Source organism: Streptococcus entericus DSM 14446 (assembly GCF_000380025.1).
GTDB lineage: Bacteria > Bacillota > Bacilli > Lactobacillales > Streptococcaceae > Streptococcus > Streptococcus entericus.
In genome coordinates this window covers 36,686-54,968 of sequence record NZ_KB904156.1, presented here as the reverse complement: position 1 = coordinate 54,968, position 18,283 = coordinate 36,686, and the positions used below count along the sequence as shown (strand labels likewise).

Genomic DNA, 18,283 nt, shown 5'->3' with positions numbered 1-18,283 from the left:
AAAGCCTAACGGCTTTCCTCATCTGCCACCTCGGTTGGAGTGGTCTTGGGTTGCCTGATAGCTTTTCCTATCCTCAACTTCAGTTGGCGGAATATTTGGTAACAATAGCCCGCCCCTTGAGGAGAAAATGCTATCGCATTTTTTTATCTCCAACTTCTGCCGGAAGAATGTCGGTGTAAACAAGCCTTATGGCTCGTTTGCCACTCGGCATTCTATCCGACAGAACCCTCCATCTCATATGCAATCAGTCTGTTGAGTTCAACGGCGTATTCCATCGGTAGTTCCTTGGTAAAGGGTTCGACAAAGCCCATGACAATCATCTCGGTGGCCTCTTGTTCAGACAAGCCTCGGCTCATGAGGTAGTAGAGCTGCTCTTCGGAAATCTTAGACACCTTGGCTTCGTGCTCCAGAGCAACTTGGGAGTTGTGGATTTCATTGAAGGGAATCGTATCCGACTTAGACAAATCATCCATGATAATGGTATCACATTCGATGTGGCTGACTGATTTTTTAGAATTTTTGTTAAAGGTCACCTGACCGCGGTAGTTGACTGCACCGCCGCCTTTGGCGATGGATTTGGAAACGATTGACGAGCTGGTATGAGGGGCATTGTGAATCATCTTAGCTCCTGTATCCTGCACCTGTCCCTTATTGGCAAAGGCAATGGACAGCATAGTGCCACGCGCTCCCTCACCCTCAAGGTAGACAGACGGGTACTTCATGGTCGTCTTAGCGCCCAGATTGCCATCAATCCACTCCACCGTAGCATTTTTTTCGGCACGCGCCCGCTTGGTCACCAGATTGTAGACATTGTCCGACCAGTTTTGGATGGTGGTGTAGCGCATGTAGGCCCCCTCGTGGGCAATAATTTCCACGATGGCAGCATGGAGGCTATTGGTCGAATAGGTCGGCGCCGTACAGCCCTCGACATAGTGAACACTGGCTCCCTCATCAACGATAATCAGCGTCCGCTCAAACTGCCCTGTTCCTTCATTGTTAATCCGAAAATAGGTCTGCAAGGGAATATCACACTTGACCCCTTTAGGCACATAGATAAAGGTGCCTCCTGACCAAACTGCCGCATTAAGGGCAGCTAGCTTGTTATCTGTTGGCGGAACGAGCTTGCCAAAATATCTTTTGAAAAGGTCAGGGTACTCTTTAAGAGCGGTATCGGTATCGGTGAAGACGATCCCCAGTTTTTCAAACTCTTCTTTCATGTTGTGGTAGACCACCTCGGATTCGTACTGGGCAGCCGCACCAGCCAAGTAGGCCCGCTCAGCTTCTGGAATCCCAATCCGCTCAAAGGTCTCCTTAATCTTGTCTGGCACATCGTCCCAAGAACGCGCTGGCTTGTCCGAAGCTTTCTGATAATAAATGATGTCATCAAAATCCAGCTCCGATAAATCCGCCCCCCAGTCCTGCATGGGCATCTTCTGAAAGGCTTGATAGGCTTTGAGGCGGTAGTCCAGCATCCAATCTGGCTCCCCCTTGACCTGCGACAGCTCACGAATAACCGCCTCGCTCAGTCCCTTGCCGGTCGAAGCCACCAAATCAATGCCCTCATCGTGAAAGCCAAACTTGTATTCCCCAAGGTCAATGGGCTTGGGTTCGATAATTTCAGTTGTTTCTGACATAAGTGTCCTTTCTATGTCATGTGGTGTATCAGGTTAATGTCGCTCTATTTCAAGCTAACCACTTAATCTAAAATGGTTAACAAATCGTCCAGAGATCGACGACTAGCCCTGAATTGATTGACAGGGTGGTCGTCTTCATAGCCAACGGCCATGCCAATCGCCACCTCGTAATGCGGGTCAAGAGACAGGCGGTCTGCCAAAGCTGCTGGAAATTTGGTGAACTCATAGGCCACCATGGTCGCTAAGCCTTGGTTATTGGCTGATAGACTGAGGGTCTGTAAAAATGCCCCCAAATCTAAAACCGACCACAGTGGTGATGCTTTTGGTAGGCCAATATAAACAATGGCTGGTGCGTGAAACAAGTCACGGTTGAGCTGCCAAAAGCTCTCATCATCAACCGCCGAATAGGCAGCCTGTTCCTCCGACCACTGAGCCATATTGGCTTGTTGGTCTGGCTGGAAGCCTGTCCGTGAGAGGACTGGAAAAACAGGAGAAGACTTGACCCCTTGGGCAAGCAGACGCTTGTGGTCATCTCTAATGGCCTGCAAGGTCGCTCCAGTCGCCACATAGACCTTCCAGGGTTGTGAATTGACCCAGGAAGCGGTCTGGCTGGCCTCTTTGACCATAATCTCAAGTTGTTCCGTCGTCACTTCTCGCTCTGAAAATGAGCGGGTCGAGTGGCGGTCAGCAATCAGTTGACTAAATTCCATCTTATTCTCCTTCTGCTAAGGCATCTTTCAAAGCATTCCAGGCCAGGGTGGCACACTTGATCCGCTGAGGGAACTTAGACACCCCTGAGAGGAATTGGGCGTCTCCCAGCTCTTTTTGTCTAGGGTCACTGGCTCCCTGTACCATCTGGGAGAAGAGCTCTGCCATGGCGAGGGCGTCTGTGACGCTGAGCCCCAACACACTATCCGCCATCATGGAGGCAGACGCTAATGAAATGCTACAACCATCTCCATCCCAGCCAATGGCTGCGATACGGTCATCCACCAGCTCAAGGCTGAGAGAAAGGACGTCGCCACAGGTTGGGTTATGGAGGGTGTGGGGAGCCTGTTCAGGGAGAAGCCCTCGGTGGTGAGGGGTTTTTGTGTGATCTGTGACCACCGCCTTGTAGAGGCTGTCTAGCTTAGAAAGTGCCATCAAAATACTCCTTGGTTGCTTGCAGGGCTAAGAGCAGTTTGTCGCAGTCCGCCAGCGTGTTATAGAGATAAAAACTGGCACGCACCGTTGCGCTCACACCTAGGTAACGATTGAGGGGCTGGGCACAGTGGTGACCCGCACGCACGGCTACCCCCTCATAATCCAGCGCTGTCGCAACATCATGAGGGTGAAGCCCCTCTAGGTTAAAGGATACCAGCCCAGACTGCGGCCGCCCATAGATGGTCACACCGTCCATTCTCTTTAGTCCCTCTAGCGTATAGTCGAGAAGCTCTTGGCAATGGCGGTGCACCGCATCTCGCCCTAGCTGAGTCAGATAGTCGATAGCCGCCACAAGACCGATAGCCCCAGCCACATTGGGCGTTCCTGCCTCAAACCGCCAAGGACTGTCCTTCCAGGTCGCGCTCTGCTCATAAACAAAATCAATCATCTCCCCACCGAAGGTCATGGGCTCAAATTGATTGAGCAAGTCTGCCTTACCATACAGAACTCCAATCCCCATAGGAGCCAACATCTTATGCCCCGAAAAAGCGAGGAAGTCACAGCTCAGCGCCTGCACATCCAGGGGCAGATGGGGAGCAGACTGGGCAGCATCCACCACCAAGTAAGCCCCCACATCATGCACCAGCTGGGCGATGTCTGCGATGGGATTGATCACCCCTAGCACATTTGACACATGGCAGAGACTGACAAACTTGGTCTTGGGCGATAATTTTGCCCGCAAGTCTGCCATGTCTAAGCCACCATCTGCCAGCCCCACATAAACCAGCTTTGCTCCTGTCCGTTGGCAAACCTGCTGCCATGGAATGAGGTTGGCATGGTGCTCCATAATGGAAATAATGACTTCATCACCTGCGGTCAAAACCTGACCAGCCAGCCCAGCCACTAGGTTGAGACTATCTGTCGTTCCTTTGGTAAAGATGATGTCTCGGCTAGAGGTCGCATTGAGAAAGCGCGCAACGGTCTCACGCGCCGTCTCATAGGCAGTCGTGGCGCGATTGCCCAGAGTATGCACGCCACGGTGGACATTGGCATTATCTGCTTCGTAGTAGGCTTGAATCGCCTCGACGACCTGCCGCGGTTTCTGGCTGGTCGCCGCACTGTCCAAATAGACCAGCGGCTCATCGTTGACCAGCTGGTCGAGGATGGGGAAGTCTTGGTTGAGAGTGTGATTATCCAGCATTTACCATTTCTCCAACTTGTCATCAATGGTCTGAATCATCTCATCCCGCACGTCCTTGACAGGGATTTCGGTGATGACGGCACCTAGGAAGCCTCGGATAACCAGCCGTTCAGCAGTTGCTCGGTCAAGCCCTCGGCTCATGAGGTAATACATGTCCTCTGGGTCAACCTGTCCGATAGAGGCAGCGTGCCCTGCGGTCACTTCATTTTCATCAATGAGGAGAATAGGATTGGCATCGCTCCGTGCTTGGTCACTCAGCATGAGCACGCGGCTCTCCTGCTGGGCGTCTGCCCCCTTAGCTCCCTTGATGATATGACCGATGCCGTTAAAGGTCAAAGTTCCTCGCTCCAAAATCACCCCATGCTGGAGGATATGACCAACCGAGTGTGCCCCATAATTGGTCACACTGGTATCTACCCCCTGCACCTGACGACCACTGGAAAGCGCCACGACCTTGAGATTGGCATGGCTGCCCCGACCATGGAGCCGACTATCAAAATCGCAGACCACATTGCCACCATTCATCACACCCATGGCCCAGTCAACCGTCGCATCCTCATGATGGTAAACTTGACGACTGACATAACCCGTCAAATCACTCCCAAGATGGTCAATAGCAGCATACTTGATCTGACTACCGCTACCAGCTATGATTTCCACGCTGACATTAGCAGACGCTGCCTCTGTCCCCTTGCCCAGACTTTCCAACCGCTCCAGATAGGAGAACTTGCTATTTTTACCGGCGATAACGAGGATTTTTTTGACAAATGGCTGAGCAGACGCCCGGTCTTCCAGCAGGGAGATTTCGATAGGCTGGTCAATCTCGACCCCATCTGGCACATAGAGAATCGCTCCGCTGGTAAAATAAGCCGTGTTATAAGCTGCCAGACGATGGCTGTCATCTGGACAAGCCTGCCCTAGATAGGTCTCCAGAAGCTCAGGACGCTCCTCTAAGACCGTCGCAAGGTCTGTCAACACAACTCCCTTATCGATCAGCTCCGTAGGCAGTTGTTCTAGGACGGTTTGGCTGCCGACCTGTACCAGCTTAGGATTGTCCCCGATAGCGAGAAAATCAGGCACACTCGGTAGGTCCCAGCTCTGCCCGATAGTAGACGGCGTCAACTGCCAACGGTGAAACTTAACCCGCTCAATCACAGGAAGTTCCAGCTCTGCCATGTTCTCAACAGCTGCCAACCGACGCTCCAACAACCACTGGGGCTCCGCCTGACCCTGTGAAAAGGCTAAAATCGCTTCTTTGGTCATCTACACGTCCTCACTGTACTCTAAGCCCAGCTCCTCGGCAATCTTGGCATAGCCCTCTTGCTCCAGACGAGCCGCTAACTCTGCACCGCCTGAGAGGACGACCCGACCGTCCATCATGACATGGACCACATCAGGGGTGATGTAGTTGAGCAGGCGTTGGTAGTGGGTGATAATCATAGCACCGAAGCCCTCGCCCCGCATGGCATTGACCCCTTTTGAAACGACCTTGAGGGCATCAATATCCAATCCTGAGTCAATCTCATCTAGGAGGGCAAACTTAGGCTCCAGCATGAGAAGCTGGAGGATTTCATTGCGCTTCTTCTCACCTCCTGAGAAGCCTTCATTGAGGTAGCGCTCTGCCATCTCCTCTTTCATGCCCAAAAGCTCCATCTTCTCGTCCAGCTTGGTGATAAAGTCACGGACAGAGATTTTATCCTCGTCTTCCTTACCAGCGTTCATTGCCGCACGGATAAACTCGGCATTGGTGATACCAGGGATTTCAGACGGGTACTGCATGGCTAAAAAGAGCCCCAACCGTGCCCGTTCATCCACTTCCAACTCTAAGATATTGACCCCATCAAAGAGAACCTCTCCTTGGGTCACTTCAAAGTTGGGATTGCCCATGATGGCAGCAGATAGGGTCGATTTCCCTGTGCCGTTTGGCCCCATGATGGCAGCGACCTCTCCTGTTTTCAAGATCAAGTTGACCCCTTTTAGGATTTCCTTGTCCTCGATGGACACATGCAGGTTTTTGATTTCTAAGGTTGACATAAAAGTTCCTTTCTCACGGCTAACGCCGAGGGTTGTTTATAGTTATTATAACAGAAAAATCCTCGCTTATCAGATACGAGGATTTGGTATTTTTGACAAGGATTAGGCGTTAAAACTCTCTGTCAACTGCGGCACAACTTGTTTCTTACGAGAAACAGCCCCCGGTAAGAAAGCATGGTTATTTTCCAAGGTAAAGTTGAAAGCTGCTTCAACCCTATCCATGTTGCGACCAAGCGCCAAGATTTCTGAGTTAGAGTTGACAATATCGGTAATCATGAGGACAAAGTCAGAATAGCCATTATCAGCAGACGCTTTGGTGATTGCTGCTTCAATCTCTGCCTGACGGTCAAGGACTTCGGCAATGTCAACGGTGTTAACCTGAGCGACACGAACAGGGTTACCGTTGAGTTCAAAAGTCTTGGCATCGATGTCAATCAGCTCTTCGGCTGACTTGCTGGCTAGGTTTGTACCTGCTTTCAACAGAGCCAAGCCGTACTCCTCCAAATTCACCCCTGCCAGATCTGCTAATTCCGCAGCGACCTGTGGGTCGCTCGCGTGAGTGGTCGGAGACTTGAGCAAGAGCGTGTCCGAAATCAAACCTGACAGTAACAAGCCAGCAATCTCTTTTGGCACAGCGACACCAGCCTGTTTGAACTGGCGATAAACAATGGACGACGCTGAACCAACAGGTTCAAGGAGCATATAAAGCGGATTGGCAGTTTCAAAGTTAGCCACACGGTGGTGATCCACGACACCAGCTACCTCAACCTCGCGGATGTCACTGATGGACTGCTGAAACTCGTTGTGGTCCGTCAAAACAACCTTATCCGCTCCTTCTGCTTTGGCAGAAGTCACAACGCGCGGTGCTGTAACGCCAAAATAATCCAACGCAAAAGCCGTTTCTTCGTTAGGCTCGCCCAGAAGCACCGCCTCTGCATCACGCCCCCAAGCTTCTCGCTCCAAATAAGCCCAAGCGTAGCTTGAAGCCGTAGCGTCAGTATCAGGGTTTTGGTGACCAAAAACTAAAATCTTAGACATGTGAGTAACTCTCTTTCCTTTATTCACCTTATTATAGCAGATTGGGCTTGTTTTGGCAAAAGTTCCCCATAAGGAAATCACGTTTCAATTAAAAAACACCTTGATCAACTCCCCTAACATGAGGAGCTAACCAAGGTATGGTTTTAAACTATTCCTTTGTTGACAACAATAAGCCAACAATAAAGCCGAGAATGGATGGTAGTACCCAACCCATACCAATGCTTGAGAATGGCAACAAACCATGACCAAAACTAACTAAGCCTTTAACAATTGATAATTCTGCCCACGGAGATGCTGCTAAACCGTCTAAGATAGCAGGAAAGAGAGTAAAAATGGTCGTCCAGAGGTAAACAGCCTTTTTACCTTTGAACAGCTTATCTACTAAAGCTAGCAAAACAAGGACAATCGCCAACGGATAAAGAAACATAAGAACCGGAATAGAATAGGCGATAATATTTGTTAAACCAACATTGGCAAAAATAGCTGGGAAAATGGTAGCTACGGCTAAAAACGTTTTATAAGAGACGCTAGGGAACATCTCTGAAAAAGTCTCTGAGAAAGCTGTTAAGAGCCCAACTGCTGTCTTCAAACAACCAAAGAAGACGATTAAGGCAAGTAATAGGCTACCTGCTGTTCCCAAATAATAACCAGCGATTTGTGCGAGGGCGATGCCGCCATTTTCACTGATTGGAAACTGTCCAAGGCTAGTTGCCCCTGCATAAGCTAACAGGGCATAAATCAGAGCCATAAAGCCCAGGCTGATGGCACCTGCTTTAATCATGTCCTTAGCAATTTGTTTAGGCTGGGTGACGCCCAGTCCATTTAAAGCAGAGATAACCACAATGGCAAATGCTAAGGAAGCGAGGACATCAAGGGTGTTATAGCCTTCCAGAATCCCCTTGGTCAGCGCATTAGCTTGATAAGCCTCTTGAACAGCTGCCGCTCCGCTATTGCCCATAGGATTAAAAACAGCGAAAGCAAGAAGAATGCCTAAGACAAGGAGGAAGATGGGGTTAAGCACTTTACCAACATAAGTGAGCAGCTTGCTAGCATTCTGAGAAAGAAGCCAAGCCACCAAAAAGAAAAATGCAGAATAGAAAACCAAGGCTAGGGTTTGTTGCCCTTCTGGAATAAAAGGCACAACGCCAATTTGAAAAGAAGTCGTTGCTAAACGAGGGATGGCAAAGAAAGGACCAATAACGAGATAAAGCAAAATAGTAAAGAACTTGCCATAACCTTTACCAACTTTTGAAGCCAGTTCAAAGACACTCTTGCTCTCGGTTAAACCCATGGCAACGATGGCTAAAAACGGTAGTCCAATGGCTGAAACCAAAAAACCGATGGTCGCTGGCCAGAGGTTAGCCCCTGCTTCTTGCCCCATGTGAACAGGGAAAATCAAATTACCTGCACCGAAGATGATGCCAAACAGCATCGACCCGATATAAATATAATCTTTTTTCTGTAACGTTTTCATAGAAACTCCTTTATAATAATAACGTGATGATACAGCCTGCTAACGACAGATAGCTTTCCCTCCTTACCATCAAAAAACAGCTACCCGTAAGAATGGGTAGCTGCTTTTTTGTCGCCCCATTCTCACTCAACACGAATAGGACAGTGACAAAAATTGTACCGTCCTATCTTCTGACAACGACTACCAAAAGTTGTGTTGTTTGTGTCATGGGAAACTCCTTGATGTTTAGTAAGGTTATTTTACCTTAGTCAGATAAGTTTGTCAAGTTTTATTTTTCAGAAAATTTCTGTATATTAACTAATCCGCTTATTATTTTTGCTTGTCATATTGTTCCAGCTGGTGCTTTTCAATTAGAGCAATTAAACGTCCTGCATAATCACTACTTGTTGTATAACCTTCTTGATAAAAGATGGCACTGGCCTCTTTGTAGGTTTTTGCTGTGGCTAGCCTTGTGTATAGCATCTCATCGCCCAATTTGTTAGCCTTTAGCCGAGTCATGTAATCAGCCATGCTTTCAGACCATGTTGAATAAACCTGATAACTCCGCTCGACGTTCTGCTCTTTACCATCTTTGACCTCTGTTGTCCATAAAACAACACGGCGATTGCCTTCTGAGGCTGGTAAATGATAGAGATTATGGTACTTTACCCCTAGTAACGTACGACCAGAGTCTGTTTCTAAAAGGGCCTGAGCAATTAAAACCGACGGCATAACCCCATAGCTTTTTCCTAGTTTCTGGGCTTCAGGTGCTATTTTTTTGATAAAGATAGCAGAGCTATCTGAGGTTTTGACCAGCTGATTAGCTGATTTAGGAGCACCATTTAGCAAGAGTGGGATCAGGAGGCTGATGATCACACAGACCGTGATAAGCAGAGTGCCAAGAAAACTTAATCGTCGTTTCATCGATTTTTGCTCCTTAATAAATCAAGATATTCCTCCAGAGTCAGCTGATGCTCAGTCATGTATTTGGCGGAAGCGACACCCACATAGCGGTAATGCCAATTTTCCTCAGACACTCCAGTGATATGCTCCGCACCCTTTGTATATCTAAGAATAAAACCGTGTTCAGGAGCCATCGCTGCAATCTCCTTCGCCACATCAGAATAACGCATAATATCAATCGCTAAGCCCGTGTGATGTTCACTGTGACCTGCTGGCAAGACCGTTTGTGAAACAATTGTTGTCGCTTCCTCCTCACTTGTTCCCCCAGCTACCAGCTCAGCTACTCGTGTTTGAAAAAGCGCAGCTTGTTCTTCTACACTCCGATAACCAGAGTAAAGTCTCTGCAAGGGATCAGCATCTAGTGCATGGACAGCTGCCATAAACTGAGTCGTCGCCTCCACAATTCGCTGATCAACAGGAATTCCCTCAACATAACCAAGTTCTGGGACAACATTGTTAAAAGCATAATCCCGATTAACCAGGACTAATTCCCAATCATTAGGGCTAACGTCAGGTAAGGCATCGGTTTCTTCTTTATTACTGGATGAGGATGAGCTTGTTACTGCCATGGACGACGATGATGTTGACAATCGAGGAGATTCATCAGTTGTCACGCGAAAATCACGTGGCGACAGGAAAATGTAAAATCCTACCAAGGCGATCACAATAGCCAGCAACTGCAAGACGACTAGTATTCCCTTATTTCTTCTCATTTGCGAGTGCCTCTCTTCCCTTATAGCGATAAGATAAATCAGCGACTTGTTCAATGCTAAACTGTCCCTTTTCATAGCTTAAAACAGTCACACTGCCGTTATCAATCATCGTCTTTTCCCACCAAGGGTCAATCAGCCACAGGAGCGTGGCGATGGTCATCCCATGACAAACCACAAGCCCGTTGCCACCACCTTTTGTCTCCAAGCGCTCTGCGATGCTCACAAATCCCTGCCAAATACGGTCACGCAATACCTCCCAAGGCTCCGCCCAGCCAGCTGTATCAGCCTCCACCAAAGCCTCTGCAATTTCTTGATAGGTTAAATCTGTCAATTTCTTGTCAAGACCAACGACACTTGTTCTAGGCAGCACACCGTGGAAGAGCTCCTCATCGTACAGACCTTCCAAGCTACCAAAGCACCACTCACGTATACGACGATCTGCCGTATGCGGTAAGCTCTCCTGACCAAGCTCTTTTAAAACAATCGCTAAGGTCTCAAGAGTTCGACCGCTATCACTTGAAAAAGCTTCATCAAATGTCAACCCATCTACTGCGAATCCTTGACCCAGCTCTCGAATGCCTTCACGACCTAACGTTGTCAGAGGACTATCGCACCAACCTTGGGCACGCCCCAAGGTATTGAACATCGTCTTGCCATGACGAACAATATATAACCGTGTTTCTGTCATTGTTAACTCCTTTATGATATTATAACATAAAACCTAGCCAGACGTCACAACAAGATTCATTCAAAACAAGCACTCTCTTCTCATATTCTGACTAAAGTCTGCATTGACACCATCCAAGGTCAACATGAGAATCACTTATATTATCTTCCTCTGAATCCTCTTAATGACGTCGATTGAAAATCATGCTACTTCCTTACTTATTTTTCCTTGCCTATTATCATGTTGCACTGCCGTAACTTCTCAAGCACCCTGATTTTCAGCTGAGTGACTTTCTGAAATGTTTCGGTCATTACCCTGAGTTCAGGAATATTCACATAACACAAAAAGCACCAACCATGAGGTCGGTGCTATTATTTGATGTCTAATCTTTACTTATTATTCACCGCGGTGTTTTTTGATGATTTCTTCTTGTACAGACTTAGGCACATCTTCGTAGTGGTCAAAGACCATCATGAAGGTACCACGACCTTGAGTTGCTGAACGAAGAACTGTTGCATAACCAAACATTTCAGCCAATGGCACATAAGCACGAACGACTTGAACGTTACCACGAGCTTCCATACCATCAACGCGTCCGCGACGAGCTGTCACGTGACCCATAACATCACCAAGGTTGTCTTCTGGTGCGGTGATGGTGACGAGCATCATTGGCTCAAGGATAGCTGGTTGAGCTGATTTAGCTGCTTCTTTAAGGGCAAGAGATGCCGCAATCTTGAAGGCTGTTTCAGATGAGTCGACATCGTGGTATGACCCATCGTAAAGTTTAGCTTTCACGTCAACCATTGGGTAGCCGGCAAGGACACCATTAGCCATAGACTCGATGAGCCCTTTTTCAACGGCTGGGATAAATTCACGAGGAACCACACCACCGACGATAGCGTTCTCGAACTCGAAACCTTTACCTTCTTCGTTTGGTGTAAATTCGATCCAAACGTCACCGAACTGACCTTTACCACCAGACTGACGTTTGAAGAATCCACGTGCTTGAGTAGAAGCGCGGAAAGTTTCACGGTAAGATACCTGAGGCGCACCAACGTTTGCTTCTACTTTGAACTCACGACGCATACGGTCAACAAGGACGTCAAGGTGAAGCTCACCCATACCAGAGATAACGGTCTCACCAGTTTCTGGGTTAGTTTCAACGCGGAAGGTTGGGTCTTCTTCAGCCAATTTAGACAAAGCAACACCCATCTTATCTTGGTCAGCTTTAGACTTAGGCTCAACCATGAGTTGGATAACTGGTTCTGGAACATCGATTGACTCAAGAATGATTTTCGCTTTCTCGTCAGTCAATGAGTCACCAGTAGTGGTGTCTTTCAAACCAACGGCAGCAGCGATGTCACCAGAGTAAACTGTTTCAATTTCTTGACGGCTGTTAGCGTGCATCTGAAGGATACGTCCGATACGCTCACGCTTACCTTTAGATGTGTTCATCACGTATGAACCTGAGTTAAGAACACCAGAGTAGACACGGAAGAAGGTCAAACGACCTACGAATGGGTCTGTCATGATCTTGAAGGCAAGGGCCGCAAATGGCTCTTCATCAGATGATGGACGCTCTTCTTCAGCATCTGTATCTGGGTTGATCCCTTTAATCGCTGGGATGTCGATTGGGCTTGGCAGGTAGTCAAGTACCGCATCAAGCATCAACTGAACACCCTTGTTTTTGAATGCAGAACCACAAAGAACAGGGAAGAATTCAACGTTGATGGTTGCCTTACGGATACCAGCTTTCAATTCCTCTTCAGTGATTTCTTCACCTTCAAGGTACTTCATCATGAGCTCTTCGTCAGTTTCAGCAACAGCTTCAACCAACTTCTCACGCCACTCTTGCGCTTGCTCAAGGTATTCAGCTGGAATCTCTTCTTCACGAATATCTGTACCAAGGTCGTTGGTGTAGATTTCAGCTTTCATCTTGATCAAGTCGATGATGCCAGTGAAGTCATCTTCTGCACCGATTGGGAGTTGGATTGGGTGAGCATTTGCTTGCAAACGATCATGAAGGGTAGACACAGAGTAAAGGAAGTCCGCACCGATTTTGTCCATTTTGTTGGCAAATACGATACGAGGAACGCGGTACTCAGTCGCCTGACGCCATACGGTTTCAGTTTGTGGCTCAACACCTGATTGTGAGTCAAGAACGGTAACCGCACCGTCAAGTACGCGCAGGGAACGTTGTACTTCGATGGTGAAGTCAACGTGTCCTGGGGTGTCGATGATGTTAACACGAGTGTCTTTCCATTGAGCAGTTGTTGCCGCAGAGGTGATAGTGATACCACGCTCTTGCTCTTGCTCCATCCAGTCCATTTGTGACGCACCTTCGTGGGTCTCACCAAGCTTATGGATTTTACCAGTATAGTAAAGGATACGCTCAGTTGTTGTTGTCTTACCGGCATCGACGTGCGCCATGATACCGATGTTACGAGTTTTTGCTAACGAAAATTCGCGTGCCATGAGGTTATTTCTCCTATAAATTTTGATTTCGGTACTATTATACCATATTTTATAAAGAACGGATAGGCAGAGGCCTACCCGTTCGAGTTTTCTCTTTTTAGTTGGGCGTTGGTTCTGTCCAATGCAGATTGCTTTGGCAAACAAGTCACTGACAAAAAGATAAAATCTCCTAGAAGCCTAAGCTTCGTCGTCGCTTTTCCTAGTTTGTCTAAGGCTTGTTTAACGCTCTCACATCTTAGAGTTGAATACGGTCGGCATACTGTCAGTGAAAAATGATAATCTTCCTAGATTGCAAGCAATCATCGTCAGATTCCTATTTTTCACTTGTATGCTCGCCTTTAATATCCTAAGATTACCAACGGAAGTGTGCGAAGGCACGGTTGGCTTCAGCCATTTTGTGAGTGTCTTCACGTTTCTTCACAGATGCACCTGTGTTGTTTGCGGCGTCCATGATTTCTTTTGCCAAACGGTCGATCATGGTGTGTTCACCACGAGCGCGTGAAGCGTTAACCAACCAACGAAGACCAAGTGTTATACGACGCTCTGGACGCACTTCAACTGGAACTTGGTAGTTAGAACCACCGACACGACGAGCACGAACTTCAAGAACAGGCATGATGTTCTCCATCGCTGCCTCAAATACTTCGTTAGCGTCGTTGCCAGTTACTTCTTTGATTTGCTCGAAAGCACCGTAAACGATGCTAGCAGCCGTACCACGCTTACCGTCAAGCATCACGCGGTTGATCAAGCGAGTAACTAATGTTGAATTGTACAATGGATCTGCCAAAACTTCACGTTTTGGGGCACGGTTTTTACGACTCATTCTTAGATTCTCCCTTCTTAGCCTTTAGGACGTTTTGCACCGTATTTAGAACGGCCTTGTTTACGGTTAGCAACACCTGCTGTATCAAGTGCACCACGAACGATATGGTAACGCACACCCGGAAGGTCTTTTACACGTCCACCGCGGATAAGTACAACGCTGTGCTCTTGCAAGTTGTGGCCGATACCTGGGATGTAGGCAGTAACTTCGATGAGGTTGCTCAAACGTACACGAGCGAACTTACGAAGGGCTGAGTTAGGTTTTTTAGGTGTCATTGTTCCAACACGTGTTGCAACACCACGTTTTTGTGGAGAAGACACGTTAGTTGTCACTTTGCGGTGGCTGTTGTAACCAACGTTAAGCGCTGGTGATTTAGATTTTTCTACTTTAGATTGACGTGGTTTACGAACCAACTGGTTAATTGTAGGCATCTACATTCTCCTGTAAAATTTTTAGTTTTGGTTGGACAAAGCGATCGGTGACATCCTCTATCCTGCGTGTACTTTTGCAACATTTGTCAGCACGTCTCTGTACACTTTTGAGAGACCAAAAGTAAAAAGTACCGTCTAGTATCATACCACAAGTTTAGTCTCCTCGTCAAGTGATTTGAGATTTTATTTTCTAAATCTAGTTCGACTTGCTTTTTTGGCATTTTTTTGAAAAAATGGAAGAAAATAAACTAAAGGAGTGCCTATGACTAAAATTACTCAATTGCTTAAAAAACTTAACGAGGAACAGGTCTACGCTGCAGTCGTGTCTGATCCTGTCTCTATCAACTACCTCACCGGTTATTACAGCGACCCACATGAACGCTACATGTTCCTCTTTCTCTTTGCAGAAAAAGAGCCCGTGCTCTTTCTACCTGCTCTTGATGCCGCACGAGCAGAGGCGACAGTTTCTTTCCCAGTTGTTGGTTATGTTGACTCAGAAAATCCTTGGGAAAAAATCAAGGCTATTCTGCCAAAGACTGACTATCCTCAGGTAGCCATCGAGTTTGATAACCTCAATGTGACCAAACTGCGAGGCTTGGAGACTGTGTTTTCTAGCCAATTTGTCAATCTGACCCCGACCATCAACCGCCTGCGTTTGATCAAATCAGCTGATGAGATTGAAAAAATGCACGCTGCTGGGCTATTGGCCGATAAGGCCGTCCAAATCGGGTTTGACAATATCAGCCTGGACAAAACAGAGACCGATATCATCGCCACCATCGAGTATGAGATGAGGCGACTGGGCTATGGCATGAGTTTTGAGACCATGGTGTTGACAGGCGATAACGCGGCCAATCCGCACGGTATTCCTGCTGATAATCGGATCGAAAACAACGCCCTCCTGCTCTTTGACTTGGGCATCGCTGCCAACGGCTATATGAGTGACATGACACGGACAGTGGCTGTTGGTCAGCCTGACCAGTTCAAAAAGGACATTTACCAACTCTGTCTGGAGGCCCAGTTAGCCGCTCAAGACTTCATTAAGCCTGGTGTGACCGCTAGCGAAGTAGATGCAGCTGCTCGCTCTGTCATTGAAAAAGCAGGTTACGGTGAGTATTTCAACCACCGTCTGGGGCATGGCATTGGGATGGATGTGCACGAATTCCCATCCATCATGGCAGGTAATGACTTGGTCATTGAAGAAGGCATGTGTTTCTCGGTCGAGCCTGGTATCTATATTCCTGGTCAAGTCGGTGTCCGTATCGAGGACTGCGGTGTCGTGACCAAAACTGGATTTGAGGTCTTCACCCATACAAGCAAAGACTTGCTCTACTACTAATTAAACTAGATAAAAAACGATTGACGGCATTGGACTGGGTCAATCGTTTTTTTATCTAGTTTAGGTCAAAGTCCAATTTGACCCGTTCGAGCACTTCTTGTAGGAGAGGGCGATTGAAGGTATAGTGTCCTTTAGTCTGTCCTGAAATCAGCAAGAGGTTGGCATTGACCAGTTTTTGGACATGGAAGGTAACCGTGGCTGGACTGATGCCAAGACTGTCTGAGATGGCCTTACTCTTCTCGCCGTGTAGGCCGATTCTCTGTAAAATCTCATAGCGGACAGGGTCACTGAGGCTTTTGACTACCACATCAAGGATTTCCTTGTCCACTACTTGACGGTTACCGATAAAGGCAGCCACACGGGGAAAGAGCTGGAAATAGGCAGGACTATCTGGTCGGTGTTTATCATAGCCAATCATTTGCATAAACTGCAAAGGCGATGTCACAAAAACCTCACAGCTACTGCGTCCTGTTTCAGCTAGGACTCCCAGCACATCGTGTGATGTGTTCGCAAACAAGTCTGAGATGTCCAGCTGTTCAGAAAAAGAGCGAATCTCCTCCTCAAATTGGGCATAAAAGGGCTCATAGAGGGGACAAAGTTCCTGATAAAGAGCACTCATGCCCTGAACACATTCCTCTAGGTGCTGATAGGACTCGAGCAACTGCCAGCGATAAGCAGGATCATCTGAGAAATCCTCCAAGACAAGCAGTAACTCCTCCAAACTGAGGCTGTCTTGTTCCTCATCGGTTAAGAAAAGGGCGAACTCCTGCTCCAGCACTGCCTCTGGTATAGCCTCAATCAAACGGAGCAGCTCTGCCATGTCCAAGGGATCCTGTCCCTGTGCCAAGAGATAACGGTAGAGCCGCAGGAAAAAGTGCCGATGAAAATAACGGTCAATCCGCTCCTTGTAAGGGGCAAGGACTGCCTTTACCTCCTCCAAGGTGGCAAGGGCATCCGCCATGACTGCACGCTCCTGACTGGTCATGTCCACATGGCTATAATCCACATAAACGAGATTGGGTAGCCAGAGAAAATCAACCAGACGGCTGCGATGAAGATGCGTCAAAAACTTCATGATAACTCCTTTGTATTTAAGCGAAAACTAAAAATGATGTAACCAACAGACAGGACTAACATGACCAGCATCAGGTGCTGAGCCGGGAAGATGACCATAAGTCCAGCTAGAAGGACTTTCATCAGGATAACACCCAGCTGAAAATAGGTCGCCATACCTGAGAAAATCATCCCCATCTTGTCCTCAGGGAGACTGTTTTTTACCAAGGCTCCCATCTTAGGGTTGACAATCCCGATACCGAAGTTGGTCAAAAGCAACACAGCCAAAAACAAGTAGGTCTGGTGCCAGTAGAGGGTCAGAAAGATAGGCAGTAAAACAATGGTCCCATACCGTAAAAAACGGATTAAATCAATCGTCATACGACCTGACATGACCGCGATATTGCCCAGCAAACCACCGACCATCATCACCACACCAATAACAGACAGAGTCAGCGCAGGAGAGCCAAAACCGAAGGTCTTGTCCTCTGTCATCACCAAGAGAACAAAGGTTTCGATACTGGCAAAAACAGCATTAAATAAAGGAACAACAAGCATGGCAAATCGCACAGCAGGAATGCGATTCATCTCTGTCAAGGCCAGCTTTAAGCTAGACCTTAAATCTGCAACAAAGGACTCTTCCGACGGACGGTCAACAACAGTGATTGGGTCTTTGAGCAGAAGAGCATTTAGTGACTTACTCAAGAACAGCATGCCCACTGCACAGACGAGAAAGGTGACCGCATTGAGGTAGGCCAGGTTTTGGTAGGTCATGATAGCAACCAGAGCCGCGCCGCTAAATTTGAAAAGAATGGCCATGGTTTGAAAAACACTGGATGAAAAAGCCATGCCTTGCTCTCGCTCCTCAGGCGCCAGCACCCGCAAGCTGATGGGCTGATAGAGCCCGCCCTCAAACTGCCCTGACATGTCAGACAGAAAATTCAGCAAAGAGACAGCCACAACCACCCATAGGTTTGGCGAAAACCCCATGACAAGCCCGACCACCAGGTAAATGGCAAAGCGGAAAAACTGTGTTGTAATGATTAAGGGCACTTTTCTGGTCTGCTTATCCGCCAGGTAGCCCATGATAAAGGCAGATAAAATAGGCAAGGTCTCAGACATGGTCACGATAGCAATCGCCGTCTTAGGTTCTGGCAATAGCAAGACATAGTTCATTAGAGCCAGATAATAGACGCTGTCTCCAAAATTGGACAACAAGTCCAAGCCCAAAACGGATAGGTACAATTTATTGGATAGGATTTTTTTCGTCACACCCTCCTTTCAATTGTCGCTAAAAACTTTTTTTGCGATTATCT

17 protein-coding genes are annotated in these 18,283 nt (G+C 47.6%); 1 reads left to right on the top strand and 16 read right to left on the bottom strand.

Annotated elements, in window-relative coordinates:
* Positions 1 to 212: 212 nt before the first annotated feature.
* The 14 genes from sufB to rpsL all read right to left on the bottom strand — a co-directional run bounded on the left by sufB (position 213) and on the right by rpsL (position 14,575).
* Entirely contained in the window at positions 213 to 1,634 is a 1,422-nt protein-coding gene (gene sufB, locus A3GW_RS0101715; protein WP_018367595.1) for a Fe-S cluster assembly protein SufB, read from the bottom strand.
* A gap of 62 nt (positions 1,635 to 1,696) precedes the next feature.
* Complete coding sequence (locus A3GW_RS0101710) at positions 1,697 to 2,344, bottom strand: nitroreductase (protein ID WP_018367594.1); 648 nt, start codon at positions 2,342 to 2,344, stop codon at positions 1,697 to 1,699.
* 1 nt (position 2,345) lies between these two features.
* The gene (sufU, locus tag A3GW_RS0101705) at positions 2,346 to 2,777 is read right to left on the bottom strand and encodes a Fe-S cluster assembly sulfur transfer protein SufU (RefSeq protein WP_018367593.1); all 432 of its coding nucleotides are present in this window, start codon (positions 2,775 to 2,777) and stop codon (positions 2,346 to 2,348) included.
* Entirely contained in the window at positions 2,764 to 3,978 is a 1,215-nt protein-coding gene (locus A3GW_RS0101700) for an aminotransferase class V-fold PLP-dependent enzyme (RefSeq protein WP_018367592.1), read from the bottom strand. Before A3GW_RS0101700 ends, sufU begins: the two co-directional genes overlap by 14 nt.
* Positions 3,979 to 5,241, bottom strand: a complete 1,263-nt coding sequence (sufD, locus tag A3GW_RS0101695; protein WP_018367591.1) for a Fe-S cluster assembly protein SufD — start codon at positions 5,239 to 5,241, stop codon at positions 3,979 to 3,981.
* A complete protein-coding gene (sufC, locus tag A3GW_RS0101690) occupies positions 5,242 to 6,012 on the bottom strand; it encodes a Fe-S cluster assembly ATPase SufC (protein WP_018367590.1) in 771 nt (256 codons plus the stop codon). It abuts the gene before it with no gap.
* Between the two features lie 102 nt (positions 6,013 to 6,114).
* Positions 6,115 to 7,050 (bottom strand): manganese-dependent inorganic pyrophosphatase, encoded by a 936-nt coding sequence (locus A3GW_RS0101685; protein ID WP_018367589.1) that lies wholly within the window; start codon positions 7,048 to 7,050, stop codon positions 6,115 to 6,117.
* A 148-nt stretch (positions 7,051 to 7,198) separates the two neighbouring features.
* Positions 7,199 to 8,524 carry a branched-chain amino acid transport system II carrier protein gene (brnQ, locus tag A3GW_RS0101680; protein WP_018367588.1) on the bottom strand — a complete coding sequence of 442 codons (1,326 nt, stop codon included), beginning with the start codon at positions 8,522 to 8,524 and terminating at the stop codon, positions 7,199 to 7,201.
* A gap of 309 nt (positions 8,525 to 8,833) precedes the next feature.
* Positions 8,834 to 9,427, bottom strand: a complete 594-nt coding sequence (locus tag A3GW_RS0101675; RefSeq protein ID WP_018367587.1) for a glycoside hydrolase family 73 protein — start codon at positions 9,425 to 9,427, stop codon at positions 8,834 to 8,836.
* A complete protein-coding gene (locus tag A3GW_RS0101670) occupies positions 9,424 to 10,179 on the bottom strand; it encodes a M15 family metallopeptidase (protein WP_018367586.1) in 756 nt (251 codons plus the stop codon). Before A3GW_RS0101670 ends, A3GW_RS0101675 begins: the two co-directional genes overlap by 4 nt.
* Entirely contained in the window at positions 10,166 to 10,867 is a 702-nt protein-coding gene (locus A3GW_RS0101665) for a histidine phosphatase family protein (RefSeq protein WP_018367585.1), read from the bottom strand. Before A3GW_RS0101665 ends, A3GW_RS0101670 begins: the two co-directional genes overlap by 14 nt.
* A gap of 375 nt (positions 10,868 to 11,242) precedes the next feature.
* Positions 11,243 to 13,321 (bottom strand): elongation factor G, encoded by a 2,079-nt coding sequence (gene fusA / locus A3GW_RS0101660; RefSeq protein WP_018367584.1) that lies wholly within the window; start codon positions 13,319 to 13,321, stop codon positions 11,243 to 11,245.
* Between the two features lie 352 nt (positions 13,322 to 13,673).
* Positions 13,674 to 14,144: a 30S ribosomal protein S7 gene (rpsG, locus tag A3GW_RS0101655; protein WP_018367583.1), complete on the bottom strand. Its 471-nt coding sequence runs from the start codon at positions 14,142 to 14,144 to the stop codon at positions 13,674 to 13,676.
* A 17-nt stretch (positions 14,145 to 14,161) separates the two neighbouring features.
* Positions 14,162 to 14,575 carry a 30S ribosomal protein S12 gene (gene rpsL, locus A3GW_RS0101650; protein ID WP_018367582.1) on the bottom strand — a complete coding sequence of 138 codons (414 nt, stop codon included), beginning with the start codon at positions 14,573 to 14,575 and terminating at the stop codon, positions 14,162 to 14,164.
* A gap of 262 nt (positions 14,576 to 14,837) precedes the next feature.
* Here rpsL and A3GW_RS0101640 point away from each other — a divergent pair, with 262 nt between their 5' ends.
* Positions 14,838 to 15,914: a M24 family metallopeptidase gene (locus A3GW_RS0101640; protein ID WP_018367580.1), complete on the top strand. Its 1,077-nt coding sequence runs from the start codon at positions 14,838 to 14,840 to the stop codon at positions 15,912 to 15,914.
* Positions 15,915 to 15,969: 55 nt separating this feature from the next.
* Here A3GW_RS0101640 and A3GW_RS0101635 read toward each other — a convergent pair whose 3' ends face one another.
* Together A3GW_RS0101635 and A3GW_RS0101630 are read right to left on the bottom strand one after the other, a co-directional pair.
* Positions 15,970 to 16,989, bottom strand: a complete 1,020-nt coding sequence (locus A3GW_RS0101635; RefSeq protein WP_018367579.1) for a winged helix-turn-helix domain-containing protein — start codon at positions 16,987 to 16,989, stop codon at positions 15,970 to 15,972.
* Entirely contained in the window at positions 16,986 to 18,239 is a 1,254-nt protein-coding gene (locus A3GW_RS0101630; RefSeq protein WP_018367578.1) for an MFS transporter, read from the bottom strand. The genes A3GW_RS0101635 and A3GW_RS0101630 overlap by 4 nt, the downstream gene beginning before the upstream one ends.
* Positions 18,240 to 18,283 lie beyond the last annotated feature (44 nt).

Coding starts and splice junctions, on each gene's coding strand:
- sufB (WP_018367595.1), bottom strand. CDS start 1,634: ATGTCAGAAACAACTGAAATTATCGAACCCAAGCCCATTGACCTTGGG.
- A3GW_RS0101710 (WP_018367594.1), bottom strand. CDS start 2,344: ATGGAATTTAGTCAACTGATTGCTGACCGCCACTCGACCCGCTCATTT.
- sufU (WP_018367593.1), bottom strand. CDS start 2,777: ATGGCACTTTCTAAGCTAGACAGCCTCTACAAGGCGGTGGTCACAGAT.
- A3GW_RS0101700 (WP_018367592.1), bottom strand. CDS start 3,978: ATGCTGGATAATCACACTCTCAACCAAGACTTCCCCATCCTCGACCAG.
- sufD (WP_018367591.1), bottom strand. CDS start 5,241: ATGACCAAAGAAGCGATTTTAGCCTTTTCACAGGGTCAGGCGGAGCCC.
- sufC (WP_018367590.1), bottom strand. CDS start 6,012: ATGTCAACCTTAGAAATCAAAAACCTGCATGTGTCCATCGAGGACAAG.
- A3GW_RS0101685 (WP_018367589.1), bottom strand. CDS start 7,050: ATGTCTAAGATTTTAGTTTTTGGTCACCAAAACCCTGATACTGACGCT.
- brnQ (WP_018367588.1), bottom strand. CDS start 8,524: ATGAAAACGTTACAGAAAAAAGATTATATTTATATCGGGTCGATGCTG.
- A3GW_RS0101675 (WP_018367587.1), bottom strand. CDS start 9,427: ATGAAACGACGATTAAGTTTTCTTGGCACTCTGCTTATCACGGTCTGT.
- A3GW_RS0101670 (WP_018367586.1), bottom strand. CDS start 10,179: ATGAGAAGAAATAAGGGAATACTAGTCGTCTTGCAGTTGCTGGCTATT.
- A3GW_RS0101665 (WP_018367585.1), bottom strand. CDS start 10,867: ATGACAGAAACACGGTTATATATTGTTCGTCATGGCAAGACGATGTTC.
- fusA (WP_018367584.1), bottom strand. CDS start 13,321: ATGGCACGCGAATTTTCGTTAGCAAAAACTCGTAACATCGGTATCATG.
- rpsG (WP_018367583.1), bottom strand. CDS start 14,144: ATGAGTCGTAAAAACCGTGCCCCAAAACGTGAAGTTTTGGCAGATCCA.
- rpsL (WP_018367582.1), bottom strand. CDS start 14,575: ATGCCTACAATTAACCAGTTGGTTCGTAAACCACGTCAATCTAAAGTA.
- A3GW_RS0101640 (WP_018367580.1), top strand. CDS start 14,838: ATGACTAAAATTACTCAATTGCTTAAAAAACTTAACGAGGAACAGGTC.
- A3GW_RS0101635 (WP_018367579.1), bottom strand. CDS start 16,989: ATGAAGTTTTTGACGCATCTTCATCGCAGCCGTCTGGTTGATTTTCTC.